13 protein-coding genes and 2 tRNA genes are annotated in these 14,685 nt (G+C 68.7%); 5 read left to right on the top strand and 10 right to left on the bottom strand.

The genetic code is table 11. The features are described from left to right. Positions 1-147: 147 nt before the first annotated feature. From E5N76_RS11520 to E5N76_RS29485, 3 genes are all read left to right on the top strand, one after another. Positions 148-221, top strand: a tRNA-Cys gene (locus tag E5N76_RS11520). Positions 222-296: 75 nt separating this feature from the next. Beyond that, positions 297-371 (top strand) — tRNA-Asn (locus tag E5N76_RS11515). 449 nt (positions 372-820) lie between these two features. Further along, positions 821-1,213 (top strand): hypothetical protein, encoded by a 393-nt coding sequence (locus E5N76_RS29485; protein WP_187830117.1) that lies wholly within the window; start codon positions 821-823, stop codon positions 1,211-1,213. 334 nt (positions 1,214-1,547) lie between these two features. On the opposite strand, the gene E5N76_RS11505 is transcribed toward E5N76_RS29485, so the two are convergent. From E5N76_RS11505 to E5N76_RS11485, 5 genes are all read right to left on the bottom strand, one after another. Beyond that, positions 1,548-3,182 (bottom strand): GMC family oxidoreductase, encoded by a 1,635-nt coding sequence (locus E5N76_RS11505; protein ID WP_207791952.1) that lies wholly within the window; start codon positions 3,180-3,182, stop codon positions 1,548-1,550. A gap of 210 nt (positions 3,183-3,392) precedes the next feature. After that, positions 3,393-4,382: a Bug family tripartite tricarboxylate transporter substrate binding protein gene (locus tag E5N76_RS11500; protein ID WP_187830116.1), complete on the bottom strand. Its 990-nt coding sequence runs from the start codon at positions 4,380-4,382 to the stop codon at positions 3,393-3,395. Positions 4,383-4,511: 129 nt separating this feature from the next. Then, a complete protein-coding gene (locus E5N76_RS11495) occupies positions 4,512-5,336 on the bottom strand; it encodes a TauD/TfdA dioxygenase family protein (RefSeq protein ID WP_149537448.1) in 825 nt (274 codons plus the stop codon). 22 nt (positions 5,337-5,358) lie between these two features. Then, on the bottom strand, positions 5,359-6,132 hold the full coding sequence (locus E5N76_RS31260; protein ID WP_149537447.1) for a GntR family transcriptional regulator: 774 nt from the start codon (positions 6,130-6,132) through the stop codon (positions 5,359-5,361). Beyond that, the gene (locus E5N76_RS11485) at positions 6,090-7,076 is read right to left on the bottom strand and encodes a Bug family tripartite tricarboxylate transporter substrate binding protein (protein ID WP_187830115.1); all 987 of its coding nucleotides are present in this window, start codon (positions 7,074-7,076) and stop codon (positions 6,090-6,092) included. The genes E5N76_RS31260 and E5N76_RS11485 overlap by 43 nt, the downstream gene beginning before the upstream one ends. Positions 7,077-8,246: 1,170 nt before the next feature. Here E5N76_RS11485 and E5N76_RS11470 point away from each other — a divergent pair. Both E5N76_RS11470 and trhA read left to right on the top strand, forming a co-directional pair. Then, complete coding sequence (locus E5N76_RS11470) at positions 8,247-8,972, top strand: hypothetical protein (protein ID WP_149537445.1); 726 nt, start codon at positions 8,247-8,249, stop codon at positions 8,970-8,972. A 56-nt stretch (positions 8,973-9,028) separates the two neighbouring features. Continuing rightward, positions 9,029-9,643, top strand: a complete 615-nt coding sequence (trhA, locus tag E5N76_RS11465; RefSeq protein ID WP_187830114.1) for a PAQR family membrane homeostasis protein TrhA — start codon at positions 9,029-9,031, stop codon at positions 9,641-9,643. Positions 9,644-9,709: 66 nt separating this feature from the next. Here the strand turns inward: trhA and E5N76_RS11460 are convergent, their stop codons facing one another. The 5 genes from E5N76_RS11460 to E5N76_RS11440 form a co-directional block, all read right to left on the bottom strand. Further along, positions 9,710-9,898 (bottom strand): hypothetical protein, encoded by a 189-nt coding sequence (locus E5N76_RS11460; protein ID WP_207791951.1) that lies wholly within the window; start codon positions 9,896-9,898, stop codon positions 9,710-9,712. A gap of 497 nt (positions 9,899-10,395) precedes the next feature. Continuing rightward, the gene (locus tag E5N76_RS11455; protein WP_149537442.1) at positions 10,396-10,635 is read right to left on the bottom strand and encodes a hypothetical protein; all 240 of its coding nucleotides are present in this window, start codon (positions 10,633-10,635) and stop codon (positions 10,396-10,398) included. Positions 10,636-11,001: 366 nt separating this feature from the next. After that, complete coding sequence (locus E5N76_RS11450; RefSeq protein WP_149537441.1) at positions 11,002-11,208, bottom strand: cold-shock protein; 207 nt, start codon at positions 11,206-11,208, stop codon at positions 11,002-11,004. 444 nt (positions 11,209-11,652) lie between these two features. Beyond that, positions 11,653-13,269, bottom strand: a complete 1,617-nt coding sequence (locus tag E5N76_RS11445) for an alkaline phosphatase (RefSeq protein ID WP_187830113.1) — start codon at positions 13,267-13,269, stop codon at positions 11,653-11,655. A gap of 285 nt (positions 13,270-13,554) precedes the next feature. Beyond that, positions 13,555-14,451 carry a LysR family transcriptional regulator gene (locus E5N76_RS11440; RefSeq protein WP_149537439.1) on the bottom strand — a complete coding sequence of 299 codons (897 nt, stop codon included), beginning with the start codon at positions 14,449-14,451 and terminating at the stop codon, positions 13,555-13,557. Between the last annotated feature and the right edge of the window lie 234 nt (positions 14,452-14,685).

Raw genomic sequence — 14,685 nt, 5'->3', positions numbered from 1 at the left:
AGACCCGTGCGGCGGTTATAGGGGCCGGCCGGGGCGAACGCCAAGCGCCCGCGTGTTGCGGCGCAGCTTGACCTGCCCGGCTTGACCTGTCCCCCTGGCGGCCCGATAGAGGCCGCGCCGCCGGGCCCGCCCGGCAGCATCTGCGATGGTCCGGTGGCCGAGTGGTCAGGCACAGGTCTGCAAAACCTGCTACGGCGGTTCAATTCCGCCCCGGACCTCCAATCGCACGGTGTTCCCGCCCGGCGGGGGCTTCCTTCCCCGGCGCCGCCCTGGTATAGGCGCCGCCCACTGGCTGATCCGGCGTGGCGCAGCGGTAGCGCAGCGGACTGTTAATCCGTTGGTCGTTGGTTCGAATCCAACCGCCGGAGCCACGGCTCCCCTAGCACACCGATATTCGAGCGTTTTTCCTCCCAGCCAAGCCGCCGGAGGCTGCGCTTGCGTGCCGTGTTCCCACAATGCTCCCACATCACGCGAAAGAGAGGTATCTTCCATACCGGCGGCGCCTCCCTCGGGAGGCTCGGGGCGAGGTGACTGTCAGCCTCCGCACCCGGCACTTTCGGGAGGCGGAGCACCGGGCGGGATTGGTGGACAGAGCATTCGATGACGCATTGGCGCAGGCACGGGCAGCAGTGAGCAGTGGCTCCCTCAAGACCTCAGCCCGATCCTGCGGGACTACCTGCGGGCAGCCCTTGAGCGCGACCTGGAGAACAGACTGGACCGCCCTCCAGGCCAGCCGGTCTATGCCCATTGGTGGGAACCTGGCGACCCAGGCGCGGCCACCGAGGCGGACCTCAAAGCCATCCGGGAAGCGCGGGCGAGCATGGCCCGGGACCTTACCGAAGGAAGGCTCGGCATGGAGGAGGAGGCGGAGCAGATCATGCGCCGCCACGGGCTGCCGGAGGAGGTGCGGCGCCGGCTGGCGGTGGGCCTGGCCGAGGCTGCCATCCGCGCTCGGGAGGTGGCGGAGCGGCGCACCTTGGGCACCGAGCCCCTGGTGATGGATGTCCTTGGAACGGAGCCACCCTCCCCTCCTCCGCCAGCAGCGCCAGAGACGCCGCCTCCTGCACCACCGCCGCCTCCGCCCAAGCCGTCCCTGTCCTCCCTCGTCGAGCCCTTCTTTGAGCACCGGGCGAAGCGGGACAAAGCGACCTTCAAGCAGATCGCCATGGAGCGCACGACGCTGCGGCTGTTCCTGGAGGTAGCCGGCACCTAACCCCCACCCCCACCGGGGGTAATCGCGCCGCGCCGTTCCGGGGGTGCCCTCAGACATTTTTGCAACTGATTTTCAGGGGGCTAGGCTGGTTGGCCAAACCGGCAGTTTGTAGTCGCAGCGCCAGGATATGGCTGGTTGGCGAAGGCGCCACGATATGGGCTCTTAGGGCGGCGCTCTGCCCCGGTAGCGACGTGAAGGTGGTTTTGCCCGGCCGGCTCGGGCGCGTGATCCAACACGTCGGCCACACGGGATGCAAAGCGATCGACAGGGCAATGCCGGGCTTGCAGTCACGGGAAGCGAGGGGAGATCGGACCGCCATGGGCTGGAGAAGGGTTCAGTCTGCTTCCGAGATCATGTCTGCGGCTTTCTCCGCAGCGGCGATTGTCGGGATATTGGTGTTGGAGGACGGGATGGTCGGGAAGATCGATGCATCCACCACCCGCAGGCCCGTCAGGCCGTGCACGCGCAATTGGGGATCGACGACGGCCATGCGGTCGTTCCCCATGCGGCATGTGCCGACCATGTGCCAGCTCGTTGATACGCTCGACTTGATGTAGTCGATGATCTCCGCCTCGCTTTCGATGCTTGGTCCGGGACGCGTTTCGCGCACGATCAATTGCCTGAGCGCCGGTCGCGACGCCACATGGCGGGCGATGCGGATGCCCTTCTCATACATGCGCAGGTCTTCTTCGGCACTCAGATAGCGTGGATCCATCGCAGCCTGCTCTCGCGGATCGGCAGACCTTACATGCAGCCACCCCACCGAGCGCGGATTCAGGATGCCGATGGACATCGTGAAGCCCGGGAACATGTCCATGCCCAGTTTGGGCGTGCGCGCATAGCGGTCCCGACCCGAGAAGGGCTGCAGGCGTAGCAGCAAGTCGGCCCGGTTGCTCTCCGGGCTGGCGCGCAGGTTGGTCTGCGCCGTCGAGGACGAGATCGTCAGCAACCCCTCGCGCCGGACGAGAAAGCGGATGCCTTCCCTGAGCTTGAGCCAGGGACTGCGCGCGATGTCGTTGATGGTGACGGGCCGATTGCACTCGAATGTGAGCCGCGTGGCCGTGTGGTCGCGCAGGTTCTCCCCGACCCCGGGCAGATGGTGCGTCACGGCGATGCCGCGTTCCCGCAGGATGTCCGCATTGCCGACGCCCGAGAGCTCGAGCAGCTTGGGCGTGTGCAGAGTACCCGCTGACAGGATCACCTCCTTTCTGGCGAGAGAGCGGCGCGTCTGCCCGCCCACGAGGTATTCGACCCCACATGCGCGCAGGCCATCGAAGAGGACGCGCGTCGCCAGTGCTCTGGTGACCACGGCCAGGTTGGCGCGCTTCATCGCGGGCCGGAGGTAGGCGACGGCGGCACTGCTGCGCAAGCCGCGGCGCGTGGAATACTGGCTGTAGAAGGTGCCCTCGTAGCTGCGGCCATCATTGTAGTCGGCGACGCGCGGCGAGCCCGCTTCTTCGCACGCCCGCAGGAAGGCGTCGGAAAGAGGATCGAAATCACGAAGTTGCGTGCAGCCGATAGGCCCGCCGCGCCCGCGCACGCGCTCGTTTCCCGAAGGAAAGTCTTCGAGCCTCATGAAGTAGGGCAGCAGGTCCTCGTAGCTCCAGCCGATGCAGCCCTGCGCAGCCCAACTGTCGTACTCGATGGGGTCACCGCGAACATAGAGATTGCCGTTTATGGAGCTGGAGCCGCCGAGCACCTTGCCCTGCACCCACCGCTGTGCCTGCCCCTTCTGGGAGGTCTGCGGCTCGGTCGTCAGCTGCCATGTGAAACGCTCGTCCTGCAGGATCTTCGCGACCAGGATCGGGATGCGAAGGCTGACACTGGCATCGCTGCCTCCGGCTTCCAGCAGGAGCACGGAGTTCCGGCCGTTCTCGCTGAGACGGTTGGCGAGAACGCAGCCGGCCGAACCGGCGCCGACGATCACATACTCGAAGCTCGCATCTGCGGAAATTTCCGGGGAGGACACGGGCCTCATGCGGCCCGCTCGCGCGACTGTTCGGGCCGGACGCCGCCCGGTGCGTGCGTGGCCTTCGCGGCTGCGCCGCACGGGGGGTGGCTCATGCGATCCGGTTCCTTCATGCCGCGCCGCCCTCGTGCAACCGGGCAAGGGCGTCGGCCGCATGGATCGAGGACGGGTGACGCACCTGCGCAGCAGGGCGGGAGACGATTGCGCTGATCAATCAAGGCGAGCGCCAGTCGTCTTCATGACGTCGCGCCAGCGCGCAAGCTCGTCACGCACGAACCTGTCGAACCGTTCTGCCGGGGCAGGATCCGGGTATGCACCCAGCGCAATCAGCGCGTCTCTTGTCGCCGGGCGCTCGAGCGACTTCACAAGGGCATCATTCAGAACCTTCACGACCTCATCGGGCGTGGCAGACGGCACCTCCAGGCCGAACCAGTTCGTGCCGGTGAGCTGCGGAAAGCCGGACTCGGCCACGGTGAGCACGTCAGGCAGCAGCGGAGAGCGCTCCTGCGTGCTTACGGCCAAGGCCCTGATCTTGGCTTCGCGCACGTGCTCGATCAGCACGGGCACCTCCGTAAAGAGGAAATGGATACGGCCGGCGATGAGATCGGTCGTTGCGGGCCCCGTGCCCCGATAGGGAACATGCGTCATCTCAATGCCAGCGATGATCTTGAACCATTCGCCGATCAGGTGAGGCGTTCCCCCCACCCCGGACGAGCCATAGCTGAGCTTGCCGGGATTGGCCTTCGCATGGGCGACGAACTCCTGGAGGGTCTTCGGGGGGATGCTGTTGCTGGTGACCACCAGTTGCGGCAGCAAGGCCATGTTGCCCACGGCGCGAAAGTCCCTGAGCAGATCGTAGGACAGGTTCTCGCGGCCGGCCGTGTTGAGCACCGATCCGCCCTGCGAGAACATGACCAGCGTGTATCCGTCGCCCGGCTGCCGCGCCACGTACTCCATCCCGATGCGCCCATTGGCGCCGGCCTTGTTCTCGACGATCACCGGCCGGCCGAGAAATGAGGACATCCCCTCGGCGACCATGCGCGTGACGACGTCGCTCGGTCCCCCCGCAGCGTAGGGGACCACGATGCGGACCGGGCGATCAGGGAAGCCGCCGGCCGCCGTCTGTGCCTTGGCTCCGGCATGCAGGCCCGTCGCACCGGTAGCCAGCGAACCCCCGATGAAGGTCCGGCGTGTGGCCATGTTGTTTTCCTCCCCCATTTGGCTGGTCTTAAGAAGAGATCACGCTGCGGACGGCCTCTGCAGCCTGCCGCCGCAAGCTCCGCCCAGGGGCGGCTGTTCCGTCCGCGCCGCCCCCCCGGGGAGGCAACCTCACTCCAGCATGGTCGCACGCCAATGGATGCGGCGCTCATGAACCGGGTAGCCGCCGGCGGCGGCGTGGATCGAACTCCGGTTGTCCCAGATCACGTAGTCGTGGGTCTGCCATTTGTGGTGGTACTCGGCGTCCGGGCGGATCATGTGCTCCTTCAGCTCTTCGAACAGCGCGCCGCCCGCGGCCTCGTCCATGCCCACGAAGCGCAGGAAGTGGTGAGGGTTGAAGTAAAGCGATTTGCGCCCCGTCTCGGGATGGGTCCGAAGGATGGGCCAGCGCACCGGCGGCGCGTCCCTGTCGTCGGGTGCGAGGAGATCGATGCCGCTCTTGTTGCGGCCGCCATAGACGTATTCCGCCTCGACGCCCTCGAGCCGGCGCTTCAGCTCCTCAGGCAGCGCCTCGTAGCTCTCGTACATATTCGCGAACCAGGTGTCGCCGCCGACGCTCGGCAGCTCCAGCCCGTAGAGCTGGGTCGCCTTGGCGACGCCGCGGACTTCCCAGGGGCCGTCGGTATGCCAGCCCTGGCCGCGCGCGAAGACGGCCTGATCCACCTTGCCGTCGGACTTCTTCGTGTTCACCCCCATCTGAGTGAGGGCGGGGTATTCGGGATGGCGCGTGCGCTGGACGCGATGCGGCACCAGGCGCCCGAAGCGTTCGGCGACCGCGAGGAATTGCGGGATGGTGAAATCCTGCTCGCGCACCACGAGCACCAGGCGGTCGAGGAAGGTCTGGTAGAGCTCGCGCCACTCCCCCTCCGTCGCCTTGTTCAGATCGATGCCCGTGACGATGGCGCCGAGCTTCGGTGTAGCTGGTTCGATGTTCATGCCTGTCTCCTCCTGTCCCTGGTCAGCGCAGCCGCGCGTGATAGCGGAACCGGTCGGCCCGGCCGGTGGCGCGACGAAACTCGATTGGCCGATCCTCGAAGCTGCGGGCGTCGCGTTCGATCCGGATCACCGGGTCCTTCTCGGCAATGCCGAGCAGCCCGGCCTCCTCCTCGGTCGCCAGCCCGGCGCGCAGGAACTCCTCGGCTCCCACGACGAACTGGCCGTAGACGTTCTTGAAGAGGTTGTAGAGCGGGTGATGGGTGAAGTCGGCGTCGCGGACCACGCCCCAGACGCCCATCGGGAAGAAGCTGTCGACAAGGAGAAACGGCTCGCTGCCGTTGCATCTGAGCCGCCGCACCCAGGCGACCTCAGTCCCAACCGCCACGCCGAAGCACGCCGCGACGTCGGCGTCGGCCGGCATGATCGCCTGGTCCAGCACGCGATTGATCGGCGCCAGGGGCGGTGCGCCGGCCAGGGATTCGTAGCGGAAGAAGCGCTCCAGGCTCTCGAAGCTCGGACCGAGGACGAAGGTGCCGCGGCCGGCCTGGCGGAGCAGCCAGCCCTGACGGACCAGCTCGCCGATCGCCTGGCGGATGGTGCCGCGGCTCGCGCCGAAGCGGTGCTCGAGTTCCGGCTCGGTCGGGATCCGCTCGCCCGCCTTCCAGACGCCTTCATGCAGTGCGCGCTCCAGCGCGGCGGCGACATCCCGGTAGAGAGGTGCTGCGGTGCGGCGCAGGCGAAGGGCTTCGGGCATCAGTTCACCGGAATGCCCGCACGGCGGATCGTCTCGCTCCACAGCGCCACCTGCGCCGCGAGATGCTCGCGCAGCGCCGTCGGCGTCGCCTGCGGGGGATCGAAGGGGAGCGTGTCGAGCTGGGCGAGCCTTGCGATCATCTCCGGATCGCGGACCGACTCCTGGAGTGCGGCGGCAAGGCGCCCGATGATCGGCTGCGGCGTCCCCGCCGGCGCGTAGAGACCATACCAGGCACTGACGCCCATCTGTGGAACGCCGAGCTCCTCGGTCGTCGGCACCTGCGGCAGGGAGTCGATCCGGCGCCTGCCCGAGAGGACGAAGGGCTTCACCGACCCAGAGCGGATGTGCGGCGCGATGCCGGCGGTCACGTCGCAGAGCAGGTTGACGCGCCCTGCCTGCAGGTCAGCCAGCGCCGGCGCGGCGCCGCGGTACTGGACCATGGTCACGTTCCGCCCCGCGACCTGCTGGAAGTTGATCGCGCAGAGATGCGTCGCACTTCCCTGGCCGGAGGAGGCGAACGTCACGCCCTCGCCGAGCTCCCGCAGATGGACGATCAGCTCGGCCATGGTGTTGGGCGGAAGGTCGCGGTTGCCGACAATCGCCATCGGCGTGTCGGCGAAAAGCCCGATCGGCTCGAAGCTGGTGACCGGATCGAAGCCCGGGTCCTGGAACAGCGCCGGTGCCGTCGCCATGCCGATGTGGTGCGAGAGCAGCGTGTAGCCGTCGGCCTGGGCGCGGGCGACGGTCTGGGCGCCGATATTGCCTCCGCCCCCGCTGACATTGCGGACCGCGACGGTCTGGCCGAGATAGCGCCGCAGCGTGTCCGCGAGCACCCGGGTGACGATGTCGCTGCCGCCGCCAGGCGCATAGGGCGTCACCAGCGTCACGGTCCGGTTGGGATAGGCAGCCTCCTGGGCTTGGCCAGGGCCCGGCCAGAACGTGCAGGCCAGGAGGCCGATCGCAGCCCCCACGACACTCCGTCGCATCGCTTCCTCCTCGCCCGGTCTTCCGGTGCGGTACGTCGGCCTCTTGGCGGGCCGCATTGATGTAAACATATGGATGTTTGGCTGCAAAGAGGCTTTGTCGCGGCCCTGGCCACGGGTTGACCGCTGTTGTTTCGCTTCCGCCAGCCTGCCGGCATCGTCCTGCAGGGCACGCACCGACGCCCACGCCACGTCTTCTGGAGCCAGAGGTCGTAGGCAGCGGCGCCCCCAGCGAGGAGGAGCAGCGCGAGCTGGAGGAGCTCAATACCTGGCTGGGGGCACAGAAGGTCTTGCCCGTGGGACAATCGCGTTCGACGTCGCCAATCCCGCGACTGGGGAGTAGCGGGCGGTGTTCGACATCGCATGGCGGCGCCGACATAGGTCCCGCGCGCCGTGCCGAGGACGTCGGGAATGCCATAGGCGCTTCGCCCGGCCTGCCGTGCCTCACCGGGGGCCGGCAAACCATGCGCGCCGGCCGGGTTGGGTGCGAACCAGGTGCCGGAGCAATCGATGACCGCGCGCCCCGGAACAGCCTCGATGCCGCAGCAGGTCTCGACATGCAGCATAAAGGGCGCGGCCTCGCGGCCGGTGCCGTCATGCAGGGCCGGCGCCGACGACGGCGACGGGCAGGCAGGCTCTATGCATCGATGATTGAGGTATAAGGCCGCAAGAACGGAGGTGCCGGCGGGCCATCAGCAGCATCCCGGCCGGGGTGAGCGGCGCTCCGCGGCAAGGGCGCGGCCGGTGTCCTGAAGCGCCGCGGTCGCATCCAGCGCCACGCGGAAGGCGGCCGGGCCAGCTTCGGTCAGCGCGTAGACCCACCGTTGGCGGTAAGATATATTGGTGTTCAACTAAGTTGGCCGGACACCTCCTCCGTCACCGAAACGACATAGGCGAGCGGCCCGTTCGTGCCTTTTGCCGTTCGGGTTGGGTCATCCCCACAATCCTCCCCGCACTTCCGGCTTGTGCGGGAGTAGTCGTGCGGCCCCGTGAGCGGCCTGGCCCTGGCAGCGTCGGCATGGCGCTATGGTCCGCATGCGCGGCATTTCGGATGGTAGCCTCCGGACTGGTCCCGCGTTCCCGATCCGGGACCGTCGGCCTGGAAGGCTGGCGCTATCCCGTATCGCCGATCCCGCTTCGGACAAGCGAGCACAGCGTGCCGAGGACCAACCGATGCCGACCCTGATGAGCCGCACCAGCTTCGAGAGACTGGCGCAGGTGCGCAGCCAGCTCCTCGATCAAGGCTTGCCCCTCGCGACGCCGGATCGCCCGGGTGTCGCCGGCCTGTTCCTGCCCTGGGCCGGCCGGCGCCTGGCCGAGGCGGGCGGCATCTACTGGGTCGGCGCCGCCACCGAGGATGATTACGGCGCGGAGCGCGAGCAGAGCTTCGAAGCCTGCCACGAGAGGGCCGCCAGGCTCTGCGACCGAGGCCCGCATGCCCGCGCCCACACGCCCCTGTGGCTGTTCTTCGACGGGCTGACGCGGGGATTGCTCGGCGGGGCCTATGACGCCACGACGGAGCGCTGGGGCTGGTCCAACCTGCTCAAGATCGGCTGGAGTTCCGGCGCGACCGAAAGCTGGCCGGCGGAGCTCGTCGAGCGCCAGCAATCGGCCTGCGCCGCGGCGCTGCGGGAGGAATTCGCAGCGCTGCGGCAGAGCCTCGTCTTCGTGGGGTCGCAGGATGATTTCGGCATCCTCGGCGAGGCGCTCGGGGGCAGGCCGGACTGGCATGGCGAGCAGGACGAGGCTGCCGGCATCTGGTGGTTCCGCCACGAGGCTTCGGGCAACCTGATCGTCCATGGCTGCCATCCCAGCGTCGCACGCCGGGGGCATTTTTCCGAAGCGGCGCTCGAGCGCACGCTGCTGCTGGCCCGCAACCTGCTGCCCGGCCTCGCATGACGGAGCGGCGCAGGAGGCCGGCCGTGTCTTCCGCCGCGCCATATGGCCGCGGTGAGGTGATCGCGGACATGGTCGTCCATGCCGGCGGCCTCTCGGTGGCGCTCGTGGCCTGCGCCGCCCTGGCGATGACGGAACCGTGGAGCGCGGGAGCCGGCCCGGCGATTTCGCTCGGCATCTATGCGGCCGGGCTGCTGGCCATGCTGGGCTGCTCGGCGCTCTATCACTTCGCCGGCGAGGCAGGGCGGCGGGCCTTGCTGCGCCGGCTGGACCATTCGGCGATCTTCGCGATGATCGCCGGCACCTACACCCCGGTCATGGGCATCGGCATGGGCGGCGCCTGGGGCTGGGGGCTGCTCGGTGCCGTCTGGACCGGCGCCGCGGGCGGGGCGGCGCTGAAGCTGCTGGCCCCGGCGCGGTTCGAGCGTGCCTCCATCCTCGCCTATCTCGCCCTGGGCTGGGCGGGAATCGTGGCGCTCGACCCGCTGCTCGCCGCGCTGCCGGCGCGTGACCTGCTGCTGCTCGGCGGGGGAGGGTTGCTCTATAGCCTGGGCGTGGTCGCCCATCTCGCCACGCGGCTGCGCTACCACAATGCCCTCTGGCATGTGTGCGTCGTCGCCGCGGCGGCGTGCCACTACCTGGTCGTGCTTCACCTGGCCCAGACGGTCGGATGACCGGCGGCCGAGGCTGCCCGCTCCAGCAAGCCCGGGAGCGGCCTGCGCCGCCCCACAGCTCCGGCTTCAGCGGCGCGCCATGCCCTTGCGGATCTCGCGCTCGACCGCCGAGCGCTCGCTCGTGCCAATGCGGCGGATGATCTCCCGCACGATGGCCGGCGACACGCGGTGCCGCTTCGAGAGATAGGCCACCTCCTCCTCGACCTGCGCCGCGACGGACGGGTCAGCAGCTTCGGTCTTCGTCTTGCTCTGCACCACGATGCATTCCTGCTGCTGGACCTCGTCCGGGCCGAGGTGGTTGCTGCGTCACTGGAGCGGTCTTCATGCCGGCCGGACCGGCCGCCATGAGGGTCTTGCCGCGGAATACCACATCCGGCACCGCCTATCTCCCCCGGGCCTGGAACGATGTCGCCCCGGCCGGGCTGCGGCTGCGCCATCGGCCGGGCGCCGAAGCGGCGCCGGCCCGGGAAGCGTCGGACGCGATCACGGTCCCGGCCGCCGACCCGGCCATGCCGGCCGGCGCGACGCCCGGCCGGAGCGGATCGGTTGAGCTTCGCTCACCCGTCCCGCTCCAGCTCATTGTTGGCTGCGTGACTCACGGTTTCGGCCGACCCAGCCTCAACCGACCATGCCCTGGTGTCCTGCCCGCGACATTCGCTGGATTTCCAGCGAATGTCGCGGACAAGCAGGCCACTGAAAACAAAAGCTGGGTGGTCCGAGAACGAAGTCCGCAGGACTTCGGCATCGGGACACTAGCCGTTCGCCGGCATGCCGCCTGGGCCGAAGGGCGAGGCCGGGCCGGGCCGGAGCTGGCTCTCGCGCACGACGCGCTCATGGCCGTCATGGCGGCTCTTCACGCGGTACTCGCGGTCCTCGGCATCGTTCGGCAACAGGCGCAGCACCGTGTAGGCGCCGCGCGGAACGTTGCCGTCATAGCGGCCGGGGTTGAGTTCGACGGTCTGGCCGACCGAGTAACCATGGGGATGCTGCATGGCTGGTCCTCGCGGGACGGGTGAGGCCCCGGCAGGGACCAGGCGGCAGGGCGGCCCGCGCGCCCCGCTGGCCTCCGTCAGCCGATCAGCTCGAGAATGATCTGACGGATCTCGTCCTGCGTCAGGCCCGAGGGCTCGGGCAGGCGCGATGCTTCCGTGGAATGGGCCGTCCTGGCCGATCCAGGCGTGGGATCGGGCCGCATGGCGGCCCGGGGTAGCGTTCTTATCATCTTGTCCTTTCGCGGCGGCGTCGCATGCGAAGCCGCCTGCCCGGGCGCCCCTGCAGGGAAACGCCCGCATGCTTGCCCCGGTCCTTGCCGGACGGGCGGGGCGGGGCGGCCGTTGCGGCCACCCCGCCCAAAGCCTTCAGACCCGCTTCAGGTTGCCGGCCGAGGTCTTGCCCTGCTGGCCGCGCTGCAGCTCGTATTCGAGCTTGTCGCCCTCGCGCGGCTCCTGGATGCCCGCGCGCTGAACGTCAGCGATGTGCAGGAAAACATCCTTCGAGCCATCATCCGGCTGGATGAAGCCGTAGCCTTTGGTGGCGTTGAACCATTTGACGGTGCCGATTGACATGGCGGTGCTCCGCTTACGGGAAGGTGCCGCCCCGCGACATCGCCGGGCGGATCGAACTCGCGGGAGACGGACACCGGGCTCGGCGCTCGATCATGAGCATGGAGAGCAGGCCGAACCAAACGAGGCTGACAGAGGCAAGATGGGGTGTGGATGCGTGGGCTGCAACCCAAAAGAGCGAGGGTAACCCGACCGGGACATCATGGCATCCGGGAGATCGCCTTCTCTCCACCGTGCAGCCCGCCGGAGAACAGGACCCGCAGCGCCAGGCGTGATCGCTGCGGAAGCCCCGCCCCCGAAGGGGCCGGGCGAGCGTGGCGGCCGTGCAAGCCCTCGGCTGCACCGGCCGTCGTCAGCCGGCATATCGCCAGCATCGCCGCCCGCCCCGGAGCCGCGAAAACCCCGCCGGTCGCCCGGCGGGGTCTCCTCCAGCGGCAGCCGCCTGCTTCAGGCGATCGGGCTGAACTCGGCCTCGGAGACCGGCAGTTCCAGCAGCGCCTCCTGGTGCGCCGGCAGCTCGGAGATGCGCAGCAGCGCATCGCCGCGGTCGCCGCCGACGCCCGCCAGGAAGCCGCTCCAATAGGCCAGCTCCATGGCCTCCGGCGCAGCGTCCAGCGTGTTCTCCAGCACGGCGGAGAGGAAATCGGCATCGTCCAGCCCGCTCCAGACGCTGGCGAGGCGGTCGGCGAGGCCGTCGATCCCATCTTCCGGCAGTTGCGCCACCAGGTTGCGCACCACGCTCACCGTGGGGATGCTGCCGAAGGCGCTGTCGAACAGGCTGGTCACCGCGAAGCGGTCGGCGCCCTCATCCTGCTGGTCGGCCGGCAGGGAAAGGCCCATCGCATCGGCCAGATGCTGGCCGACGGCGGCATTCTCCTGCACGCCCATGAACAGCTCGGCGCCCGGGCCGACGGCATAGATCGGCACATCCACCGCCGTATGGCCGGTGGTGGTGAACTGCACGCCGCCCTTGGCGCTGAGCAGCTCGGCCAGGGCGAGCGCGGTGTCCTCGCTGCCCTGCAGCGCCGTGATCTCCGCCTCGCTCAGCGTCAGCCCGGTGTGTTCGGCGACGGTGTCGCGGATGGAGCCGGCATCGGCCAGGTCGAACTGCGCGGCCATCTCCCCGGCCGTCGCGGTGAAGTCGCGGAACACCGCCGGCGTGCCGTCCGCGCTCGGCTCCACCGTCATGCCGCCGGTGTCGTGGTCGGCCACCATCACTACCAGCGTGTCCGGGTTCTCCGCCTGGAACTCCAGCACCTTCTGCATGCTGGCCTCGAAGGAGGACAGGGCGTGCATGGTGGTGGCCGCGTCATTCTCATGGCCGAAGGTGTCGGTGTTCTCCTCCTCGAGGAACAGCACGAAGCCATCCTCGTCCTTGGCGAGCGTCTCGAGCGCCACCTCGGTCATCTGCTCGAGCGTCGGCTCCTCCGCCGGGCGGGGGCCGATCGCGTCGAGGTAGTCCTCGTTGTTGAACAGGCCGAGCACGCGCTCGCCATCGAACGCCGCCAGCTCCGCGGCGCTGGCGACATAGGTCATGCCCTGCGCCTCGGCGAGGCCGAACAGGTCGGTGCCGTCGGGCTGGGTGCCGCCCTCGCTCTCGGTGGTGAACTGGTTGCGGCCGGCGCCCAGGATCACGTCCAGCTCGTTGTCGCCGATATATTGCTGGGCGATATCCGCCTGGTTGCCGCGCTGCGGATTGCTGGCGGCGAAGGCCGCCGGCGAGGCGTCGGTGATGGCAGCGGTGGAGACGATGCCCGTCGCCTTGCCGGCCTCCGAGGCGAGGTCCATCACCGAGGTCAGCTCATTGCCGAAGAAATCGACGCCGACGGAGCCGTTGCGGGTCTTCACGCCCGTCGCATAGGCGTTGGCGCTGGCGGCGGAATCGGTGATCGGGTCGCTGAAGGAATCAGTCTGGATCATGCCCTTCAGCAGGGGCTCCCAGACGGGGGCTTCCGGGCCTTCCTTGAAATAGCGGTAATTCGCCATGTAGGAGGCGGAAGCGCCGTCCGGCAGCAGGAAGATGATGTTCTTCGCCGTGGCGGGGGTTTGGTCCTCGGTGGCCATAGGCTGGTCTCTCCCGGTCAATAGTATATTGCCAACAATCGGGAGCGTGCCGGAGGAACATGTCACCCCTACGAAGCCATGATGACACTTCCGCGCGGATTTACTCTGCATAGCGCAATATAACCGTAGAACAAATATCCACGTTATAGTATATCATTCGACGTCGGGTCGGATATTCTGACAGGCGTACGGTTCCATCACGCCGATGTTCTTTACGCCACGGCAGCAACAAGCCGGAATGACGCTGCCCGGCGCCAGGGGCGCTACCGCCGATGCTGCGGTCCCCTACCCCGCCTCCGCCGAGGCGATCCGCCGCGCCGTCGCCATCAGCAGCCGCGCCGCCCGCGACAGGGTGCGCCCGCGCTGCGCGATCGCGGCCGCTCCCACCGCGACCCGGGGGCAGAGCTGCAGCAGCACCAGGTCGGGCGGCGTGCCGCTCATCGCCACATAGGGGTCGATGATCGCCACCCCCGCCCCGGCGCGCACCAGCGACAGCGCCACCGAGGTCTGCGTCACCTCGATGGCGATGCGGCGCTGCAGCCCCTCGGCGCGGAACGCATCATCCACCAGATCGCCGAGCGGCAGGCCCCGTCCGACGCCGATCAGCGGCCAGGACAGCAGGTCCCGCACCTGCACGCTGCCCTGCCCCGCCAGCGGATGCGCCGCGGGCACGGCGCAGACCAGTGCGGTCTCGTCCAGCATCAGCACCTGCACATCCCCCACCAGCAGCGGCGAGAGCACGAAGCCGAGATCCACGCGCTCCCGCGCCACGGCGTCGATCGCGGCGATGTTGTCCATGGTCTGCACCGCCACCTGGATGCCGGGGCGGGAGCGGCGGAAGGCGGCGATGGCGCGCGGCAGCAGATGGTCCGCCAGCGTCGGCGTCGCCGCCACCAGCACAGAGCCGACCGCCATGTCGCGGATGCCGTCCACCAGCCGGCCGATCCGCGCCACGCCCTGGAAGACGCGCTCCACCTCCGGGAGGATGACGCTGAGCTCCACCGTCGGGTGCAGCCGGCCCCGGCGGCGGCTGAACAGCGGGAAGCCGACCGCTGCCTGGCTTTCGCGCAGCATCATGCTGACCGCGGGCTGGGAGATGCCGAGCGCCTCCGCCGCCGCGGTGACGGTGCCGTGCCGGGCGGTGGCATGGATGACTTCGATCTGGCGATAGGTCAGGCGCATCAGCCCAGCTTATATTCGCATAAGCCCCGAGGGGTTGAGCTTATTCCCGGCGGCGCGCAGGATGCCCGCCGCAATGCCCGACAGCGCCCCGCCGACAGGGGAACGGGCTCAGGAATCCCCTCATTTTTCGTTGCGTGGTCTATAGGCGCGATTCGTCTGGGCTTGGTAGCCGTTCCAATGTGATGCGGGTTGGAGTTGTTCGGTGGGCGAGGCGGATCGGGGTCAGGCGAGGCT

This window comes from Siccirubricoccus phaeus (assembly GCF_008360935.1).
Classification (GTDB): Bacteria; Pseudomonadota; Alphaproteobacteria; order Acetobacterales; family Acetobacteraceae; genus Siccirubricoccus; species Siccirubricoccus phaeus.
This window is presented reverse-complemented; position numbering and strand designations above follow the sequence as displayed.

Coding starts and splice junctions, on each gene's coding strand:
- E5N76_RS11495 (WP_149537448.1), bottom strand. CDS start 5,336: ATGAACATCGAACCAGCTACACCGAAGCTCGGCGCCATCGTCACGGGC.
- E5N76_RS11455 (WP_149537442.1), bottom strand. CDS start 10,635: ATGCAGCATCCCCATGGTTACTCGGTCGGCCAGACCGTCGAACTCAAC.
- E5N76_RS11500 (WP_187830116.1), bottom strand. CDS start 4,382: ATGGCCACACGCCGGACCTTCATCGGGGGTTCGCTGGCTACCGGTGCG.
- E5N76_RS29485 (WP_187830117.1), top strand. CDS start 821: ATGGCCCGGGACCTTACCGAAGGAAGGCTCGGCATGGAGGAGGAGGCG.
- E5N76_RS11485 (WP_187830115.1), bottom strand. CDS start 7,076: ATGCGACGGAGTGTCGTGGGGGCTGCGATCGGCCTCCTGGCCTGCACG.
- E5N76_RS11470 (WP_149537445.1), top strand. CDS start 8,247: ATGCCGACCCTGATGAGCCGCACCAGCTTCGAGAGACTGGCGCAGGTG.
- E5N76_RS11445 (WP_187830113.1), bottom strand. CDS start 13,269: ATGGCCACCGAGGACCAAACCCCCGCCACGGCGAAGAACATCATCTTC.
- E5N76_RS11450 (WP_149537441.1), bottom strand. CDS start 11,208: ATGTCAATCGGCACCGTCAAATGGTTCAACGCCACCAAAGGCTACGGC.
- E5N76_RS11440 (WP_149537439.1), bottom strand. CDS start 14,451: ATGCGCCTGACCTATCGCCAGATCGAAGTCATCCATGCCACCGCCCGG.